This window comes from Sporosarcina sp. SAFN-015 (assembly GCF_059415085.1).
Map to the genome: position 1 here is coordinate 148238 of NZ_JBPFDR010000009.1, position 18235 is coordinate 166472.

Annotated in this window: 18 protein-coding genes and 1 other annotated feature; of the genes, 8 read left to right on the top strand and 10 right to left on the bottom strand. The window is 43.6% G+C overall.

Annotation, left to right across the window (positions count from 1 at the left end; genetic code table 11):
• The first annotated feature begins 100 nt into the window (after positions 1-100).
• From ACR65H_RS15505 to ACR65H_RS15520, 4 genes are all read left to right on the top strand, one after another.
• Entirely contained in the window at positions 101-1369 is a 1269-nt protein-coding gene (locus tag ACR65H_RS15505; RefSeq protein ID WP_440501456.1) for a BaiN/RdsA family NAD(P)/FAD-dependent oxidoreductase, read from the top strand.
• 97 nt (positions 1370-1466) lie between these two features.
• The gene (locus tag ACR65H_RS15510; RefSeq protein WP_440501457.1) at positions 1467-1628 is read left to right on the top strand and encodes a hypothetical protein; all 162 of its coding nucleotides are present in this window, start codon (positions 1467-1469) and stop codon (positions 1626-1628) included.
• A 111-nt stretch (positions 1629-1739) separates the two neighbouring features.
• On the top strand, positions 1740-1880 hold the full coding sequence (locus tag ACR65H_RS15515; protein ID WP_440501458.1) for a hypothetical protein: 141 nt from the start codon (positions 1740-1742) through the stop codon (positions 1878-1880).
• A gap of 48 nt (positions 1881-1928) precedes the next feature.
• Positions 1929-2057, top strand: a complete 129-nt coding sequence (locus ACR65H_RS15520) for a hypothetical protein (RefSeq protein WP_440501459.1) — start codon at positions 1929-1931, stop codon at positions 2055-2057.
• A gap of 2 nt (positions 2058-2059) precedes the next feature.
• Here ACR65H_RS15520 and leuS read toward each other — a convergent pair whose 3' ends face one another.
• The 4 genes from leuS to ACR65H_RS15540 form a co-directional block, all read right to left on the bottom strand.
• Positions 2060-4474 carry a leucine--tRNA ligase gene (gene leuS / locus ACR65H_RS15525; protein ID WP_440501461.1) on the bottom strand — a complete coding sequence of 805 codons (2415 nt, stop codon included), beginning with the start codon at positions 4472-4474 and terminating at the stop codon, positions 2060-2062.
• 73 nt (positions 4475-4547) lie between these two features.
• Positions 4548-4763, bottom strand: a binding site (T-box leader).
• 201 nt (positions 4764-4964) lie between these two features.
• Positions 4965-5609: a 3-oxoacid CoA-transferase subunit B gene (locus ACR65H_RS15530; protein WP_440501463.1), complete on the bottom strand. Its 645-nt coding sequence runs from the start codon at positions 5607-5609 to the stop codon at positions 4965-4967.
• A gap of 9 nt (positions 5610-5618) precedes the next feature.
• Positions 5619-6305: a CoA transferase subunit A gene (locus ACR65H_RS15535; RefSeq protein WP_440501465.1), complete on the bottom strand. Its 687-nt coding sequence runs from the start codon at positions 6303-6305 to the stop codon at positions 5619-5621.
• 109 nt (positions 6306-6414) lie between these two features.
• Positions 6415-7596 (bottom strand): MDR family MFS transporter, encoded by a 1182-nt coding sequence (locus ACR65H_RS15540; protein ID WP_440501467.1) that lies wholly within the window; start codon positions 7594-7596, stop codon positions 6415-6417.
• A gap of 155 nt (positions 7597-7751) precedes the next feature.
• Between ACR65H_RS15540 and mnmL the strand changes: the two genes are divergently transcribed.
• Complete coding sequence (gene mnmL / locus ACR65H_RS15545) at positions 7752-8711, top strand: tRNA modification radical SAM protein MnmL/YtqA (RefSeq protein ID WP_440501468.1); 960 nt, start codon at positions 7752-7754, stop codon at positions 8709-8711.
• Complete coding sequence (mnmM, locus tag ACR65H_RS15550) at positions 8708-9307, top strand: tRNA 5-(aminomethyl)-2-thiouridylate-methyltransferase MnmM (RefSeq protein ID WP_440501469.1); 600 nt, start codon at positions 8708-8710, stop codon at positions 9305-9307. Before mnmL ends, mnmM begins: the two co-directional genes overlap by 4 nt.
• 38 nt (positions 9308-9345) lie before the next feature.
• Here mnmM and ACR65H_RS15555 read toward each other — a convergent pair whose 3' ends face one another.
• The 3 genes from ACR65H_RS15555 to ACR65H_RS15565 form a co-directional block, all read right to left on the bottom strand.
• Entirely contained in the window at positions 9346-10071 is a 726-nt protein-coding gene (locus ACR65H_RS15555; protein WP_440501470.1) for an SDR family NAD(P)-dependent oxidoreductase, read from the bottom strand.
• Complete coding sequence (locus ACR65H_RS15560) at positions 10068-10244, bottom strand: hypothetical protein (protein ID WP_440501472.1); 177 nt, start codon at positions 10242-10244, stop codon at positions 10068-10070. Before ACR65H_RS15560 ends, ACR65H_RS15555 begins: the two co-directional genes overlap by 4 nt.
• Before the next feature lie 102 nt (positions 10245-10346).
• A complete protein-coding gene (locus ACR65H_RS15565) occupies positions 10347-10931 on the bottom strand; it encodes a 3D domain-containing protein (protein ID WP_440501474.1) in 585 nt (194 codons plus the stop codon).
• A 126-nt stretch (positions 10932-11057) separates the two neighbouring features.
• Here ACR65H_RS15565 and ACR65H_RS15570 point away from each other — a divergent pair, with 126 nt between their 5' ends.
• Together ACR65H_RS15570 and ACR65H_RS15575 are read left to right on the top strand one after the other, a co-directional pair.
• The gene (locus ACR65H_RS15570; protein ID WP_440501476.1) at positions 11058-11573 is read left to right on the top strand and encodes a GNAT family N-acetyltransferase; all 516 of its coding nucleotides are present in this window, start codon (positions 11058-11060) and stop codon (positions 11571-11573) included.
• 114 nt (positions 11574-11687) lie between these two features.
• Complete coding sequence (locus ACR65H_RS15575) at positions 11688-12350, top strand: GntR family transcriptional regulator (protein WP_440501478.1); 663 nt, start codon at positions 11688-11690, stop codon at positions 12348-12350.
• A 30-nt stretch (positions 12351-12380) separates the two neighbouring features.
• Here ACR65H_RS15575 and brnQ read toward each other — a convergent pair whose 3' ends face one another.
• From brnQ to ACR65H_RS15590, 3 genes are all read right to left on the bottom strand, one after another.
• Complete coding sequence (gene brnQ, locus ACR65H_RS15580) at positions 12381-13748, bottom strand: branched-chain amino acid transport system II carrier protein (RefSeq protein ID WP_440501479.1); 1368 nt, start codon at positions 13746-13748, stop codon at positions 12381-12383.
• Between the two features lie 195 nt (positions 13749-13943).
• Positions 13944-17021: an AAA family ATPase gene (locus ACR65H_RS15585; protein ID WP_440501481.1), complete on the bottom strand. Its 3078-nt coding sequence runs from the start codon at positions 17019-17021 to the stop codon at positions 13944-13946.
• Positions 17018-18169 (bottom strand): exonuclease SbcCD subunit D, encoded by a 1152-nt coding sequence (locus tag ACR65H_RS15590; RefSeq protein WP_440501482.1) that lies wholly within the window; start codon positions 18167-18169, stop codon positions 17018-17020. Before ACR65H_RS15590 ends, ACR65H_RS15585 begins: the two co-directional genes overlap by 4 nt.
• Between the last annotated feature and the right edge of the window lie 66 nt (positions 18170-18235).

Sequence of the window (18235 nt, forward strand, 5' to 3'; positions counted from 1 at the left end):
ACAAAGCTACTTATCAGTTTACCCCCCGACGGCACTTTTCACAATGATTATTGAGTGCATCCATGTATAATAGAGAAAAACTGAAAGTGTGGTTCCATATATGTATGACGTCATAATCATCGGCGGGGGTCCCTCAGGACTGATGGCCTCGATCGCTGCAGCAGAAAACGGAGGCAAGGTTCTCCTTCTTGATAAAGGGAAAAAGCTCGGGAATAAATTATCGATTTCGGGTGGTGGAAGATGCAATGTAACAAACCGTCTGCCCTTAGAGGAAATCGTGAAAAACATTCCCGGAAACGGAAGATTTTTGTATGGTCCCTTTTCCGTCTTTAATAACGAAGATATCATCGCATTTTTTGAAGGGCTTGGCGTACCGCTGAAAGAAGAGGATCACGGTCGGATGTTCCCTGTTTCGAATAAGGCGAAGGACGTCGTCAATGCGTTGCTTTCCGAGATGGACCGATTGCAAGTGGAAGTGAGATTATCGACTCGCGTGAAGAAATTATTGATGGATGATGATCGGATTTTGGGCGTACGTCTGGAAGACGGTGAAGAAATCCGTTCTCATGCAGTCGTTGTTGCAGTAGGCGGCAAGGCGGTCCCGCAAACCGGAAGTACAGGAGATGGCTATCCATGGGCCGAAAAAGCAGGACATACAGTGACGGAGCTATATCCAACAGAAGTTCCGCTATTATCCGATGAACCGTTTATCCAATCCAAAGAACTGCAAGGGCTCGCACTGCGCGATGTTGCTGTTTCCGTTTTGAATGCAAAAGGAAAGACGCTTATTACCCATCAGATGGACATGCTTTTCACCCACTTCGGATTGAGCGGCCCAGCAATATTGCGTTGCAGCCAATTCGTCGTGAAGGAGCAGATGAAAAATGGAAAACAACCCGTCGAAATGCGGATTGACTCCCTTCCTTCGATGAATGAAGAAAAGGCTTTTCAAATGATCCAAGCGATGTTGAAGGAAGATCCCAAAAAAGCGGTAAAAAACAGTTTGAAAGGAATCGCTCCAGAGCGATGGCTGCTGTTTATATTTAACCGTGCAGGCATCGATGAAGCCGATATTGGCGCAGGACTTTCAAATGAAAAGATCCGCAAGCTTGCAGGGTTGCTGAAAGGATTCCCGATGACTGTAAACGGCACGCAGCCGATTGAAAAGGCATTCGTTACAGGTGGAGGCGTTTCGACAAAGGAAATCGAACCTAAAACGATGGCTTCCCGGAAAAAGGACGGGCTTTTCTTCTGTGGTGAGATTTTAGATATCCATGGTTATACCGGCGGATATAATATTACTTCTGCGCTCGTTACTGGGCGGATTGCAGGGATGAATGCAGGGGCATTTGCGAAGGATGAAGGCTAATATGTTAAAACACCAGATTCAAGGATTCTGGTGTTTTTTGATTTGGAAGAGGATTGCTTTGGACGTGATACTTGCTTTAGACGTATAGCAGCTTACTTTGGACGCACGAAGGCTCGCTTTGGACGCGGAGCAGCTTACTTTGGACGCGCAACGGCCTGCTTTGGACGCGGAGCAGCTTACTTTGGACGCGCAACGGCCCGCTTTGGACGCGGAGCAGCTTACTTTGGACGCGCAATGGCCTGCTTTGGACGCGGAGTAGATTACTTTGGACGCACGATGGCCCGCTTTGGACGCGGAGCAGCTTACTTTGGACGCGCAACGGCCCGCTTTGGACGCACAGTAGATTACTTTGGACGCACGGAGGCTCGCTTTGGACGCGGAGCAGATTACTTTGGACGCTCGAAGGCTCGCTTTGGACGCGGAGCAGATTACTTTGGACGCACGAAGGCTCGCTTTGGACGCGGAGCAGATTACTTTGGACGCGCAACGGCCTGCTTTGGACGCGGAGTAGATTACTTTGGACGCGCAACGGCCCACTTTGGACGCGGAGTAGATTACTTTGGACGCGCAACGGCCCGCTTTGGACGCGGAGCAGCTTACTTTGGACGCACGAAGGCCCGCTTTGGACGCAATCAAAAAAATCCGAAGAAATGGACGCATCCATTTCTTCGGATTTTTATTTTATTGAAATCAAACTGCCACGATATTAACCAATCTTCCAGGAATTGCAATGACCTTTTTCAATTCTTTCCCATCGATCCATTGCTTCACCTGTTCGTCTGCAAGAGCAACTTTTTCAAGTTCCTCTTTTGTAATGTCTTTAGCGACATCAATTTTCGCACGGACTTTTCCATTGATTTGAACAGCAACTTCCACTGTATCATCGAAAAGTTTCGATTCATCGTACGTTGGCCATGCAACGTATGCGATGGATTCTTCATGGCCTAACATTTCCCATAGCTCTTCAGCAAGATGCGGAGTGATCGGTGAAATCAATGTAATAAAGCCTTCGACATATTCTTTTGGAATCGAATCTGCTTTATATCCTTCATTGATGAATACCATCATTTGTGAAATGGCAGTGTTGTTGCGCATGCCTTCCAAGTCTTCCGTCACTTTCTTCACAGTTTGGTGGTACACCTTTTCAAGCGTACCGCCTGGCTCGCCACCAATTTTTGAACTTAGAGTTCCGTCTTCATTGACGAATAGGCGCCAAATACGGTCCAAGAAACGACGAGACCCGTCTAGTCCATTTGTCGACCATTCCTTCGATGCATCAAGCGGTCCCATGAACATTTCGTATAGACGAAGTGTATCTGCACCGTGTGAATGAACGATGTCGTCTGGATTGATGACGTTGCCAAGCGACTTGGACATCTTCACATGCCCTTCCCCAAGGATCATTCCTTGGTTGAATAGTTTTTGGAAAGGCTCTTTCGTTGGCACGACACCGATATCGTAAAGCACTTTATGCCAGAAACGTGCATATAGAAGGTGAAGAACCGCATGCTCCGCACCGCCGACGTAAATGTCGACCGGCAACCAGCGTTCCGCTAGTTTTGGATCAATTAGCATTTCGTCATTATCTGGATCGATATAGCGCAAGTAGTACCAGCAGCTGCCTGCCCATTGCGGCATCGTATTCGTTTCACGACGACCTTTCATGCCTGTGTCCGGATCGACGACATTGACCCACTCTTCAATATTCGCAAGTGGAGACTCGCCTGTTCCGCTCGGTTTGATATTATCCGTTTTCGGCAACATCAATGGCAATTCGGATTCATCGACAGGAGTCATCGAGCCGTCTTCCCAATGGATGATCGGAATCGGTTCACCCCAATAACGTTGTCTGGAGAATAACCAATCGCGCAGACGATACGTAATTTTCTTCTCGCCTTTGCCGTTTTCAACAAACCAAGCAATTGCTTTTTCGATTGCCTCGTCTTTACCTAGACCGTTCAAGAAATCGGAGTTGATATGCTCGCCATCACCAACATATGCTTCCTTCGAAATGTCGCCGCCTGCAACGACTTCTACAATCGGCAATTTGAATTCTACCGCAAACTCATAGTCTCTTTCATCATGTGCAGGAACCGCCATGATAGCTCCAGTTCCATACGAAGCAAGTACATAATCCGCAATCCAGATCGGCATCTTTTCGCCGCTCGCAGGGTTGATGGCATAAGCACCAGTGAATACGCCTGTTTTCTCTTTCGCAAGGTCAGTCCGTTCCAAATCGCTTTTCGTTTTTACTTTATCTAAATAAGCATTCACTGCTTCTCTTTGTTCAGCAGTCGTAATTTTATCGACAAGCTTATGTTCAGGGGCAAGAACAGCATATGTTGCACCGAAAATTGTATCAGGACGTGTCGTGAATGCTTCGAATGAAAGATCAGTTCCTTCAATGTCGAACGTCAATTGAGCACCTTCAGAACGTCCAATCCAGTTGCGTTGCATATCTTTCAAACTGTCTGGCCAATCAAGCTCATCCAAATCCTCAAGCAAGCGATCCGCATATTCCGTAATGCGCAATACCCATTGGCGCATCGGACGACGTTCAACCGGATGACCGCCACGTTCTGATTTACCGTCGATCACTTCCTCGTTCGCAAGGACCGTACCAAGTGCAGGACACCAGTTGACCGGTACTTCATCAATGTACGCAAGGCCTTTTTTATACAATTGGATGAAAATCCATTGCGTCCATTTGTAATATTTCGGATCTGTCGTATTCACTTCACGGTCCCAGTCATAAGTAAACCCAAGATCATTCATTTGGCGCTTGAATGTTGCAATATTTTTCGCAGTGAATTCAGCTGGATCATTACCCGTGTCAATCGCATATTGTTCAGCTGGCAATCCGAACGCGTCCCATCCCATCGGGTGAAGGACATTATAGCCTTGCTTTCGTTTGAATGAACTTAAAATATCCGTTGCGATATAGCCAAGCGGATGGCCGACATGAAGTCCTGCCCCAGATGGATATGGGAACATATCAAGCGCATAAAACTTCGGCTTCGATTCGTCGTTCACCATTTTATACGTTTTATTGTCTTTCCAATATTGCTGCCATTTCTTTTCAATTTCCACATGCTTGTAACTCATCTCTGTTCATTCCTTCCCATTACATTCAAATCGCGTTATTGCGGAAATAAAAAAACTCCCGTCCCTTAAAACATTAAGGGACGAGAGGTATATGTACTCCCGCGGTGCCACCCAAATTGACGGCAATGCCGCCCAACTTGATTCCTTAACGCGGAAAACGGCACTGGCTACTATTGGTTCACCGATGCAGGCTCAAAGGCGAGTTCATCGTAGTCGTACAGGCTTGCACCAACCGCCTGCTCTCTTCAATCGACCGGACCGATTACTAATTCCTTTTCAACGCCAACGCTATTTGAATTCAGTTTATTGTAGTGTACCCGAATGTGTTACAAATTACAACTAAATATCTTATAATTTAATGGAAGTCACTAGGAAACAAATGAGCCAAAGGTCCCTTTTTGGTGATACCTTTCCTGATTCAATAGATAACTCCACTTATTCGATAAATAAAAAATACCAAGTCCATTATCTAGGACTTGGCATTTCGTGCTCAACCAATATTGACTTTCAATTCCGCTTCTGTCGAATTGATGACATCTTCGATGGTGAATCCTTCGAACACTTCTTTTAACTCCAGTCCGTTAGGCGTTACGTCGATCAAGGCGCGTTCCGTAATGATTTTATGGACGACTCCTTTTCCTGTCAGTGGCAATGAGCATTCCTTCTTTATTTTCGCTGAGCCGTCTTTCGCGACATGGTCCATAATGACGATGATTTTTTTCGCACCATGCACGAGATCCATCGCGCCGCCCATTCCTTTGATCATCTTCCCAGGAATCATCCAGTTGGCAAGATCTCCTTTTTCGGACACTTCCATTCCTCCGAGGATTGCTACGTCGACATGCCCTCCACGAATCATTGCGAACGATTCTGCGCTGTTGAAAAATGCAGATCCGGGGATTGTCGTTACCGTTTCCTTACCAGCATTGATCAAATCCGGATCAACTTCGTCTTCCGTTGGATATGGTCCGATTCCAAGAAGTCCATTTTCCGACTGAAGCACAACCGTTTTATCATCTGAAATATAGTTGGCAACCAATGTAGGCATACCGATGCCAAGGTTTACGTAGTCACCGTCGTTAATTTCCTTTTCCGCACGTCTTGCAATTCTCTCTCTGAAATTCATCGTGAACATCCCCTTCCCTTATCGAATCGTTAATCGTTCTATCCGTTTTTCCTGTTTCGCTTGGAATAGACCTTGCACATAGATGCTCGGTGTATGGATCGTTGCAGGATCGAGCTGTCCTGTTTCCACAATCTCTTCCACTTCCGCAATTGTAAACTTGCCTGCCGCAGCCATCATTGGATTGAAATTTTGAGCTGTCTTGTTATAAATCAAATTTCCGATTTTATCCGCCTTCGCTGCGCGAATCAATGCAAAATCGGCGACAAGGGCTTCCTCCAGGACATATTCTTTGCCATCAAACATTCTTGTCTCTTTGCCGTCCGCTACCGTTGTTCCAACTCCCGCAGGGGTGTAAAATGCGGGAATACCAGCACCTCCAGCGCGGATCTTTTCAGCGAGCGTCCCTTGTGGAGTCAATTCAACTTCAATTTCTCCTGATAATACTTGGCGTTCAAACTCCTTGTTTTCGCCTACATAGGAGCCGATCATTTTTTTAATCTGCTTTTCTTTTAATAAAAGGCCGAGTCCCCATTCGTCCACGCCGCAGTTATTCGAAATGATTGTCAAATCTTTAACACCTTTTTCAACAAGTGCCAAAATGAGCTGTTCAGGTATTCCTACAAGTCCGAAGCCCCCCACCATTAATGTGGATCCGTCTTCAATTTGTGAAATTGCTTCCATAGCTGTTGAATAAATTGGTTTCATCCAGTATTCCCCCTTTACATACTTCAGAAAAATTGCAAATATCCTATATTCATTTAATCAAACTATTTATCGTGAAGCAATCTTCGAAACTAAAAAAACCGGAAACCCTTTATTGGATTTCCGGTTTTTCTAATGATTTCAATGGTCGATCATATAGTAGAGTCGTAACAATTGTAATAGCCATGAGGCTCGTTAATAGCAAAAGCATCATTTTCATGCCGTGAACCTCGACTAGGATCCCCCCTGCCAATGGGCCGATCATACGACCGATTGTTGCAGCGGAGTTGACAATTCCTTGGTAGAATCCATCTCTCCCTTTTGGTGCAAGCTGACTCGCCAACGTCGGAATGGCTGGCCAGACAATCATTTCACCGAATGTGAGGATGACCATCGAAGCGATGAACATTTGGAATGAGCCAGCAAAACTGACAACAATGAACGAGATAATGAAAATAACTGTTCCAATGACCATTTGTGCTTTCAGCTGCTTTTCAAGCCGTTTGATAAGCGGTTTGATAAGCGGCTGTCCGACAACGATCAGCAGTCCATTGATCGTCCATATAAAGCTGTACTCTCTTAATGTTACGCCGATTGATAGAGCATGTGTGGAAATCGTCGTCGACCATTGTGAATAGACGAGCCACGTGATCAAATAGCCGCTTACTAAAATAAGCAATGCGTAAAAAGGTGCTTTATTTTTAATTCGCGCTGTTTCCCGAATGACGTCTGTATGCCGATCAGGTGCGATTTCAAGCTTTTTATATCCGAAGTAAGCGATAAAAAGAAAAATAACGTAAAAGATTAAGTTCGCCAAAAAGATATAATCAATATGGACGGAAGCTACAAGACCAGCAAGCGCTGGACCGATAGCGACACCGACGTTCTGCGCCAAATAAATTGAGTTGAACGCCTTCCTGCCGCCTTCAGGCCATACAGTCCCCACCATCGCATACATACTCGGAAAAATAACGCCTCCGCTGAATCCCAATATGGTTAGCAAAATGATATACGGATACCAACTATGGTCGTACACAAGGTAAGCAAGTGCCAAAATCGAAATGACAATGCCCGCCATGATTGATTTGAATCCACCGATCTTATCGAATAAAAATCCACCAAGCAAATTCCCGACGACACCCGCTCCAGCGTTCGCCATTAAGACCAGCCCCGCGACCGCCAACGATTTGCCGAGGTAATCATGCATGTAAATTGTATTCAAAGGCCATAAGAACGAGTTCCCTATGACATTGACAAACATCCCTATAATGAGAAGCCAAACTTTATTAGGCATTTATTTCGCCTCCGATCTTTATCTCCTGCCAAAAGCTATTTTGAGTGTATTCCTTTTTCTGGTTTCGGACAACAAAAACGGAATATGTTCCGCAATTCAGATGACACTGATTGAATCCGACATGATACAATGTACGATTAGAGGAGTTGAAACAGATGGCAGACTTCAGTTACCCGTTCCCGACAGAAGGGAAACGGTATCATACATGGTCAAGACATTTAAAGGATGAATTCGGATTCAAAGTATTTAAAGTCGCGCTAGATGCAGGCTTTGACTGTCCGAATCGCGATGGTACGGTCGCTTTCGGCGGCTGTACGTTTTGCAGTGTTGCAGGCTCTGGAGATTTTGCAGGAGACCGGGCAAAATCGATAGATGTCCAGTTCGCGGAAATCCGTGATAAAATGCACCAAAAATGGAGGGAAGGCAAGTATATCGCCTATTTTCAAGCATACACGAATACACACGCCCCGCTTCCTGTTTTGAAAGAGAAGTTTGAAGCAGCACTTGCTCAACCCGGTGTTGTCGGACTTTCAATCGGCACACGTCCCGATTGCCTTCCCGATGATGTTGTCGATTATTTAGCCGAGCTGAATGAAAGGACATATTTATGGGTCGAATTAGGCTTGCAGACCGTTCATGAAAAAACGGCTAAGCTCGTGAACAGAGCGCATGATTACGCAACGTACGTGGAAGGCGTGGGAAAATTGCGAAGGCACGGCATCCGAGTGTGCAGCCATATCATTAATGGGCTCCCGCTAGAAGACAGAGAGATGATGATGGAAACGGCAAGAGAAGTGGCAAAGCTGGATGTCCAAGGCATCAAGATTCATTTACTGCATTTATTAAAAGGAACGCCCATGGTGAAACAATACGAAAAAGGCATGCTTGAGTTCCTTACAATGGATGAATATATTAACCTTGTCGTCGATCAGCTTGAGATTCTTCCCCCCGAAATGATTGTCCACCGAATTACAGGTGACGGACCGCTCGATTTAATGATTGGTCCGATGTGGAGTGCGTCAAAGTGGGATGTTCTAAACGGCATCGACAAAGAATTGAAACGCCGCGACAGCTACCAAGGAAAGTTTTTCGGAAAGGCGGTTGAACGAATATGAATCAAATTTTATTGCATCGGGTTTTACCATTTTCAAAGCGGTTGATCAGTGAAACTGTGTTGCCAGGTGAATCGGTAGTAGACGCGACTGCTGGAAATGGAAACGACACATTATTCTTAGCGGACCTCGTTGGTATAGAAGGACGAGTGTACGCTTTCGATATCCAGCAAGCAGCACTCGAAGCTACCGCTAACAGATTAGATACGCTGAACGAGCGCGTCACATTGATTTTGGACAGCCATGCCAATGTGGATCAATATGTTACGAAGCCAATTGGTGGTGCAATGTTCAATTTAGGCTATCTTCCATACAGTGAAGATTTATCCATCATTACAAAACCCGATTCCACAATCGAAGCGATCGATAAGCTGCTCGGCATGTTGAAAAAAGGTGGAATCATTACGATATCCGTCTATGATGGACATGAAGGCGGTAAGGAAGAGCGAGATGCATTGCTCGCATATGTGAAATCTCTCCACCAAGCCGATGTTCACGTTGCCCGCTACGAATTGTTAAACCAACGAAAAAATCCCCCATTTTTGATCGCAATTGAAAAAGTGAGGGATTTTGATACAGTTATTCAAGTTGTCGAATAAAAAACCGCTTGGACCTTTAGGATCCAAGCGGTTTTTCATTAACCGATCTGCCGAATATCCGCAATCGGTCCTAGCTTGCTGAAGTCTTCGCGATCCAAAATGGCTATCAGTTTACTCGCTGTTTCTTCCGCACTGCTTAAATGTCCTTGCTGTTTGTAGTCAACGAAACGGTCGTGCAATGGAAAATCATCCGCATTGCTCGCCCGGATTGTTTCCTGCATGCCGGTGTCGATAATTCCAGGGGCAATCGAAATGATCTCGACAGGGAATTCCGCTGTCTCCTGTTCTAAAGATACGACTCGTGAAAAATGGTCGAGCCCCGCCTTTGTTGTACAATAAACGCCCCATCCTTCATATGGATTCCGTCCTGCCCCTGAAGATATATTTACGATCCTTTTGCGCCCCTCAAACTTTTCAAGAACAGACATGAAAGCATTCGATAAAATCATTGGCGCGGTTAAATTTACAGCGAGTGCTTGCGCCATTTTCGTTTCGTCAATCGTACCGACTAAACCGATCGGCTCCACCGTTCCAGCGTTGTTGATCAATGTGAACGATGTGGCGGATGAAAGATTCTCTTCCAGTACATTCGCAATGATGCCAGTCAATCGATCAGTCTGCGAAAGATCTGCAGTCACCATATGAGCGGCGTCGTTTTCATTCGTCCTCGCAATGCCGATTACCTTGTCCCCTCTCCCCTTTAACTGTTTTACCAATTCATAACCGATTCCCTTAGAAGAACCGGTAACTATAAAAATATTCATATGACTTCCCCTTTCAAAGATGCGTCAATCCCTACATTCGATGACTCTTCTTGTAGTTTATCCTCCCCGATTTTCACCTTCGCTGGAATCTCGAAATAAGCTATCCAAATGTATAATGCAATTGCAAGAATAGCGACTATCCCGAGGAACAACCTTCTTTTCTCCATCTTCACTCCCCATTCCCCTTTGTTTACATAAGTTTACCACGATGAATAGGTGTTGGGAGCAATAAAATAGCCAACCCCCTCGGCAATGAGGGGATCAGCTTATTATCGTCATTTCAATATTTTTATTTTCACTTGTTTTCTGCCCCATTTGTACGCTTCACTTTTGCTTGGGAAGAAAACATCGATTTTATTTCCTTTTATCGAGCCTCCAGTATCTCCCGCGATTGCATACCCGTACCCTTCCACGTACACTTTCGTACCTAATGGTATAATAGAAGGATCAACAGCAATTACTTTAGCGTCAGGATTTCGCTTTAAGTTAATGCCGGTTGATGTGATGCCGGAACAGCCATTACAATTCGCTGTATAAGCACTAGCAGAAACTGTTATTTCTTTTACTACATCGTCGTCATCAGATCGCGATGGTGTTTTTGCTACCTTTTTAGTCTTCGATTGCTTCTCAACGTTAGTATCGGTCTTCACGACCTTTAATTTTTGATTCGGATGAATGGTATTCGACTTCATGCCATTCCAAGCTTTCAATTCTTTAACGGTGATCTTATGCATTTCCGCTATGCTATAAAGCGTGTCACCTTTTTTGACCTTATACGTTGAAGAGGCTGCAAAACTTTCGTTCGTACTACCAATCAATAACACTACTGTAAAAATGATAGTCACAATATGTTTTTTCAAGTTTTCTACTCCCCGCCTTTTTAGTCTATCCATAGATTATCAGTGAAGTATTACATAGATGTTACAATTTGCAGCCATTATCATTACAAAAGAAAAGTGATTATTACAATTGGAGGCGCGAGGAATATGTCAGAAATTTTAGTGAGAAAAGCAAGGATAGACGAGTCAAAAACCTTGGCTGACTTGCTTTCTAGATGCCAGTGGTTCACTTATGGAGAACTGTTTTCAGAGGCCTATATTGAACGATTAATCGAGAAATATTACAATGTCGAACGCATCAAACAGGAAGTCACTTTAATCGACAAAAACTGGCATGGCTATATTGTTGCTGAAAGGCAGGGAAACATCCTTGGAGTGATCGGCGGCGGGATGAGAGATGAAGTCGATGGGGAGATTTACGTCTTTTATGTAGCTCCTGAAATGAGGGGAACTGGAATAGGATCAAGACTGCTCGATTTTTATACGAAGATTCAAAAGCATACATACGGAGCGACTCGGCAATGGGTATCGGTTGCCAAAGGTAATATGTATGGAATCCCTTTTTATGAAGCGAAAGGCTTTTCGTTTGAAAGAGAAGAAGTTTCTTATGGAGCGATAGAAGAAGATGGAGATATTTCACTCGTGTATGCTCGGGAAATCTAAATCTGATATATTGCATATCATCCCTTTCTTCCTTCATTCGTATCATGTATACTAATAGTACTAGAAACAAAGTAAGACAGGATAGTCAAATTGCATGCAGGATGGTGACTAGTAATGCCAATACCTTCGGAGCATCAAAAGCCCACACGTAAAACAGCAAAAGAAAGTGCGTTTACCCAATTACAGCAATGGATCATCGATGGAACATTGCAGCCAGGTGAAAAGTTGAACGATATTGAATTGGCAGAAGCACTCGGTGTAAGCAGGACGCCCATCCGTGAGTCACTTCAATTGCTCGAGGTACAAGGATTTGTGAAAATGTATCCTGGAAAAGCGACACAAGTGACTGAGGTGGATAAAGAGTCCATTAACGATCTGTTACCACCGTTAGCCGCTTTGCAAGCGTTATCTGCGGAACTATCAATTCCTCATTTGGATGAAAGTGTCATAAGTGAATTGGAAGAAACAAATAATCGTTTCGCCCAAGCAGTCCACGAAGAGGATTTCTTTGCCGCCTTGAAAATCGATGAAGACTTTCATCAAATTATCGTCGACCAAACGGCAAACCAATATATACATTCCATCGTCGCTTCCTTGCAAACCCATGTGCGCCGGCTTTTCTTCCATAACTCCATCATTTTGACAGAAGAGTCGATTGAGGAGCATAATGAGATCATCCGCTTCCTAAAAGAAGGAAATGCAGAAAAAGCGGCAGCCGTCATGCGTGAAAACTGGCTCCGTGCCATCGACGAATTCAATTCCATGAAAGAAGACTAAAAAAGTACTCCAATAAGGAGTACTTTTTTCTTACTTATTTACAGATGGGCTAGGCTGAAACAACTTGGCGAGGATGCCAGTAAACAGCATTACGATTACTACCGGGAGAAGCCAGCCAAGGCCTTCGCTGTAATATGGTAAAACTTGATTGTAAAATGCAACGATGGAAGAAAGCCAATTCGGCCACTGCTCTTCAGCAAATCCAAGCGTGCCGTAAAGTGTTTTGATGCCGTCAATTGTGCTAATTAAAAACGCTACAGCCGTCGCACTCACATAGACGAACCGTGCATGATTAAACAATGGCGAAGTAAACGTCAACAACATTAGAACGACCGCTAGCGGATATAAAAACATCAATACCGGAATCGAATACGTAATAATATTGGATAGTCCGAAGTTCGATACGATGAAGCAAAATGTTGTGAAAATGACAACAAACGCCTTATAGCTCACTTTAGGTATTATCGTGTGGAAATATTCTCCACAAGCAGTAACTAATCCGATGCTTGTCGTCAAGCAAGCCAATATGATGATGACTGCAAGCATGACGGAGCCGAAAGTACCGAAATAATAAGCGGATGCGCCGCTTAAAACAGGACCACCTGTTTCAAAGAGGCCGAACTTCTCTGTAGTCGTTGCCCCTAGATAAGCAATTCCAACATAGAGAAGTGCAAGGAATCCCGCTGCTACGACGCCTGTTTTAGCTGTAGTCGTAAAAATTTGCACTTTATTCGTAATTCCTAAAGAACGGATGACATTAATAACGATAATTCCAAATACGAGTGATGCCAATGCATCCATTGTATTATAACCTTCCATAAAGCCTTTCATGAACGCCCCGCCTGTATAAGCATCCACAGGGTTTTGAATCGCACCGATTGGATTAAGGAATGCCATAGATAGCAATACAAGCAATAACACAATGATAGCCGGTGACATGATCTTACCGACACGATCAACAATCTTTGCCGGATTAAGCGATAACCACAATGTTAATCCAAAAAAGATAAGTGTAAAAACAAACAAACCGATGCGCGCAAAATCTTCAGGAATGAATGTTGAGATGCCGATATCATAGGCGACTGCCCCGGTCCGTGGAGCTGCAAAGAACGGTCCAATCGTCAAATATAATAAAGATGTAAAAAGTACCGCATAGACTGGGTGAACCCGACTCGCCAAATCTTGCAAGTTCCGACTGCCTGAAAAGCCCATTGCAAGTATGCCGAGGAAAGGCAATCCTACTCCAGTAATCAGAAAGCCGATGACCGCTGGCCAAAGATTGGTTCCTGCATTTTGTCCCAATTGAGCAGGGAAAATAAGGTTTCCAGCACCGAAGAATAAGGCAAACAGCATGATGCCAATAAATAAATATGAGGAAAAAGACAGTTTATTTTGCATGGTATATGAGTCCCTTCATGTTGTAGATTTAATTTATAACGTATGCAATATATCGCTGTTGTCTAATAATAAGCTCTCATACTGTAAAATGCAATAGTAAAATATTCTTTGAATATAATATTTTATCAGTCAACTCATTTATATGCATAATAACAAAAAGAGCAAGCGGTTGGATAACACCGCCTGCCCTTACTATCATTTTAAAACAAATCGAGTGACACTATGTCCTTCCCTTGATTTCTGAACTTCTAGTATTGCCGGGAATGCGGCTTTCAACTCTTCCACATGCGATATGACGCCGATCATTCTGCCGGACTTTTGCAAATCAACGAGTGTATCAACCGCTTTTTGTAAAGCTTCCTCATCCAATGTACCGAATCCTTCATCGATGAACATCGTTTCGATAGACACTGCACCTTGATAACTTTGGATGACATCCGCCATGCCCAAAGCCAAACTAAGTGATGCATTGAATTTCTCTCCGCCCGATAACGTCTTCACATCTCTGTTTTGTCCTGTATATGCATCATACACATCCAAGCCTAATCCGCTTTGTTTTCCGCGCACTTCCTGACGGTCGCTGCGCATCAATTCATACTGACCGTTCGATAGATTTCTCAGCCTTTCATTCGCAGATTGAATAATCCTCTCTAAATAATCAATTTGAATAAAACGTTCAAATGATAGCTTATAATCGTTTTGACCGCGTATGACATCGTATAAGCCGGTTAGCTTTCCGACTTTCCGTTCCAAATCATCTACGCCTTGTGATGTCTTTTCTATATCGGCTTTCAAACAAAGTAAAGATTTTTCATATTCGATTGAATGATTCCAATCCGCGAACGCTTTTTCATAAGCAGACTTCAATGATTGAATTGTACTTATAAGTCCTTCCAAATCGGTTTTCTCTTTGCCCATTAAGCTCGTTTCAAGATCTTTTATCGCTTCTTTCGTAGTATGAAGACGCTGATTGAAATCCGTTATATATTCCTTCAAATGAAGCTTCTCTTCATCTGACATTTTTGCTTGCCGATATTCTGCTTCTGTCTTAAATTCGGAAGCTTGTAAAGCATTTCTGAAACGGAGTTCCGCTTTCTCTCTTTTATCAATACTTTCATCAAATGATTTCTTCAAATGTTGTTCTGAGTTTACGCTCGTCGCAAGTCTTTCTCTTGCCTCTTCCAGATTTTTTCGCACCGATTGCCACGCTTCATCCAGTTGATGCTTCCGTAACTCCGTTTCTTTTATTTCTACTTGAAGGCGCGCTAAATCCCTAAGCCCTTCCGGAATGGATGAAAGCTCTCTTTCTAATAAAGCAGATTGCTGCGCAAAAAGCGTTTTTTGTTCAAACAATGCTTGCTCATGTCCCGACTTTCGTGTAATCCATTCAGTCTGTTCCCGATCTTTTACTTTTTGCCGTTCTTTTAACGAAACGAGTTCTTCGCGAATACGTTTTAATTGTTCAACTTTCTCAGCAGTTTCCTGTCCTCTGTTAAACAATGCTTCCAAACTATCCTGAATGTGAAGTTCTTCCATTTCTTTTTCTTTAGCGGTAACTTGTGCGAGGACACTTTCCGCTTTCGCCTCAGCAGACCTAAATTCACTTTCAACATCTGTCAAATTCGACCTCTTCAAATCGAGTTTCTCACGGGAGACTGCCTCGGTATCATTTTTATGTTTTTTTGACGGATGGTGATCACTTCCGCATACCGGACAAGGTTCCCCTTCCTTTAACGTTTGTGCCAAAAATGAAGCTTGATCATTCAACCACGCATTTTGCATATTCTCAAACTCAGTTTTTGACTGCTTGAATTTGGTGAATGATGCCTCTTTCATTTGCATCGAAACAGCATAGTCTTTTTTCAAGTTTTCATAATCCCGAACGACTTTGTAATGCAATCTGATCGTATTTAATTGTTCGAACAGCTTGTCATAAGGAATAATCGCATGTTCAGATTTCTCAATCTGTACATTCAGGTCGGCTACTTGTTTTTTTACTGCCTCAACCTTTTCGGATGTTGTAGATAACTCGCTTTCGAGCTTTCCAATCTTCACTTTTAAATTCCGTACATTTGCTTCTTTTTCTGCCAAGTCAGTGACGGCAGGAAGGTGATCCCTCAGGCGGATGATTCTTTCTGTCGCCGCCCCTCTTTCCTGCTCTCTTCCTTCTTCCACCTTATACGCCAGCTCTTTCTCTTCCACCCATTTCGTCGCCTTTTGTACAGCTGTAATCGCATTTTGCAATTCGATTCTCTTCAATTTTGATTCCTCATCTAATATGAGAAACTGACCTTCAATTTCATATATGAAAGATGCCCGTTCGGCGTTCTCTATTCGCTTTTGCTTTTGATCAACAGATGGGATTTCTTCCTTTAACTTTTCAAAGACGGCTTTACGTTGCTCCAGCTGTTCAAATTGCTCATTGCAATTTTTGGCCACATGGTATGTTTCCAAAACGTCAGCATGCTTTTGATAGGCAGATGTATAATTCACTTCATCTTTAGCGCATTTCTCGGTGTAATACTCGATTTCCTGTTCAAGGCCAGCTATCACTTGTGATATGTTCATATATTCTTGAGATAAAACATCAAAAATGGGTGACTCCCGAGGCGGGACGAGATTCTTAATTTGGTGGATATACCCATCCACTTTCCTTTTCTCTACCATTAATTGTTGATTCGCTTCGTCTCTTTTCATCTTTAAACGATTGACGATTTCCCGATACTCTTCTGTTTTAAAAATCTTTCGCATGATCGTTTCTTTATTTTCAGTATCCGAAGTTAGGAATTTACGGAACTCGCCTTGCGGAAGCATAACAATTTGACTGAATTGAGCTTGTGTAAAACCGACAAGCTCCTCAACTTTCCGATTGATCTCTGAAACGATTTGACGATCGACAAAAGGAACTTCTCCATCATCGATCATCTCAAAAAACTCGCATCTCGCATTTGTCTCTGTTTTATTTCCGCTTTTCGTATAAGGTATTTGCCTCATGATACGAAAAGTGCGGCCGTTTATTTCAAAAATCAACTCAACAGCTGTCTGAACGGCATCATCCGCAAAATCACTTCTCATCGATCTATATTCTGTTCTGTCTTCCCCGCTTGCCTGTCCATATAAAGCGAAGCAGATTCCGTCAAAGATCGTCGTCTTCCCTGCGCCAGTTGCACCGGAAACTACGAATAACCTATGCTCTTCGAGTTTCCGAAAATCGATTGTCTCTGTTCCTTTATAAGGTCCGAAAGCGGTCATCGTCAGTTGAATCGGCTTCATTTTTCGCTGCCCCCTTTAACTTCGTGCAGCACTTCCGCAAATATCTTCTCTGTTTCAGCGTCAGGTTCAATATCGTTCATCTCGGCATAAAAGAACCGGAAAAGGGTCAGATCATCTGGCTGTTCCTTCATAACAACCGATTCATGCTCGAGTGCGGCTGAAGTCCTTACTAGTTTTCTTTCAATATGCATCGCATTCGGATAAACGGACTTGACTTTTTCCATTGGAAATAAAACAGGTGTCTCATCTTGCAGCGTAACAAATACATAATCCAAACTAGTCGGATGATCTAGAATTTCGTCTATCGTGCCTTCCACTCTACGCATGTCATGTAAAGGATTGAGTCCTCTCTTTTCCACCTCCACATTGCCTTCGCCATCCATTTCTACAATAAAAAACCCTTTTGCATGCCTTTCTTCTGAAATGGAATATTTCATCGGAGAACCTGCATAGCGAATTTTTTCTTCGAGGACATGATGTGCCTGATGTAAATGACCGAGCGCTGTATAGTGAAACGGTGTAAACAAGTGGGCCGCCACGTATTCCGCTCCGCCAATTGCAAGCGGACGCTCCGAATCGCTCGTATTTTCTTCTTCCTCACCTAAAGGCGTGACAAAGGCATGTCCGACGAATACATGACGAGCAGTGTTATCCATCGATTCTAGAATTCTTCCGACCACTTTTTCCATCGCTGTATGATGGTCTACAACATTATGTTCTTCATATAAATGCTTTACAATCGACGGGTCACAAAATGGCACCAAGTGGAAATGAACTTCTCCAAATTGATCCGCCAGAACAACTGGTTCAAGTTGCGCAGACATTTGACCGACAATATGGAAGCCGTTCGATTGCATCAGTCTGCTTCCGAATTGCAGGCGTCCTGGGCTATCATGATTGCCCGCGACCGCAATGACCGGTGTTTTCAGCTCCATAACAATTTCCCAAAGTATATCATCCAATAAGGCAACCGCTTCCGGTGGTGGTACCGCCCGATCATACAAATCACCCGCAATGATGACAGCATCGGGCTTCTCTTCACGAACAGCATCTACGAACTGACGAAGGACGTACCGCTGCCCATCTGTCATATAAACGCCTTGCACTAATTTGCCAAGATGCCAATCGGCAGTGTGGAAAAACTTCATTACCATTACCCCCTACTTAATTTATATTTTCATTCTCTAAATGACGTATAAACTTCTCCGTACTCC

Coding starts and splice junctions, on each gene's coding strand:
- leuS (WP_440501461.1), bottom strand. CDS start 4,474: ATGAGTTACAAGCATGTGGAAATTGAAAAGAAATGGCAGCAATATTGG.
- brnQ (WP_440501479.1), bottom strand. CDS start 13,748: ATGCAAAATAAACTGTCTTTTTCCTCATATTTATTTATTGGCATCATG.
- ACR65H_RS15530 (WP_440501463.1), bottom strand. CDS start 5,609: ATGTTCACGATGAATTTCAGAGAGAGAATTGCAAGACGTGCGGAAAAG.
- ACR65H_RS15570 (WP_440501476.1), top strand. CDS start 11,058: ATGTCAGAAATTTTAGTGAGAAAAGCAAGGATAGACGAGTCAAAAACC.
- mnmL (WP_440501468.1), top strand. CDS start 7,752: ATGGCAGACTTCAGTTACCCGTTCCCGACAGAAGGGAAACGGTATCAT.
- ACR65H_RS15505 (WP_440501456.1), top strand. CDS start 101: ATGTATGACGTCATAATCATCGGCGGGGGTCCCTCAGGACTGATGGCC.
- ACR65H_RS15585 (WP_440501481.1), bottom strand. CDS start 17,021: ATGAAGCCGATTCAACTGACGATGACCGCTTTCGGACCTTATAAAGGA.
- ACR65H_RS15540 (WP_440501467.1), bottom strand. CDS start 7,596: ATGCCTAATAAAGTTTGGCTTCTCATTATAGGGATGTTTGTCAATGTC.
- mnmM (WP_440501469.1), top strand. CDS start 8,708: ATGAATCAAATTTTATTGCATCGGGTTTTACCATTTTCAAAGCGGTTG.
- ACR65H_RS15590 (WP_440501482.1), bottom strand. CDS start 18,169: ATGAAGTTTTTCCACACTGCCGATTGGCATCTTGGCAAATTAGTGCAA.
- ACR65H_RS15535 (WP_440501465.1), bottom strand. CDS start 6,305: ATGAAACCAATTTATTCAACAGCTATGGAAGCAATTTCACAAATTGAA.
- ACR65H_RS15555 (WP_440501470.1), bottom strand. CDS start 10,071: ATGAATATTTTTATAGTTACCGGTTCTTCTAAGGGAATCGGTTATGAA.
- ACR65H_RS15575 (WP_440501478.1), top strand. CDS start 11,688: ATGCCAATACCTTCGGAGCATCAAAAGCCCACACGTAAAACAGCAAAA.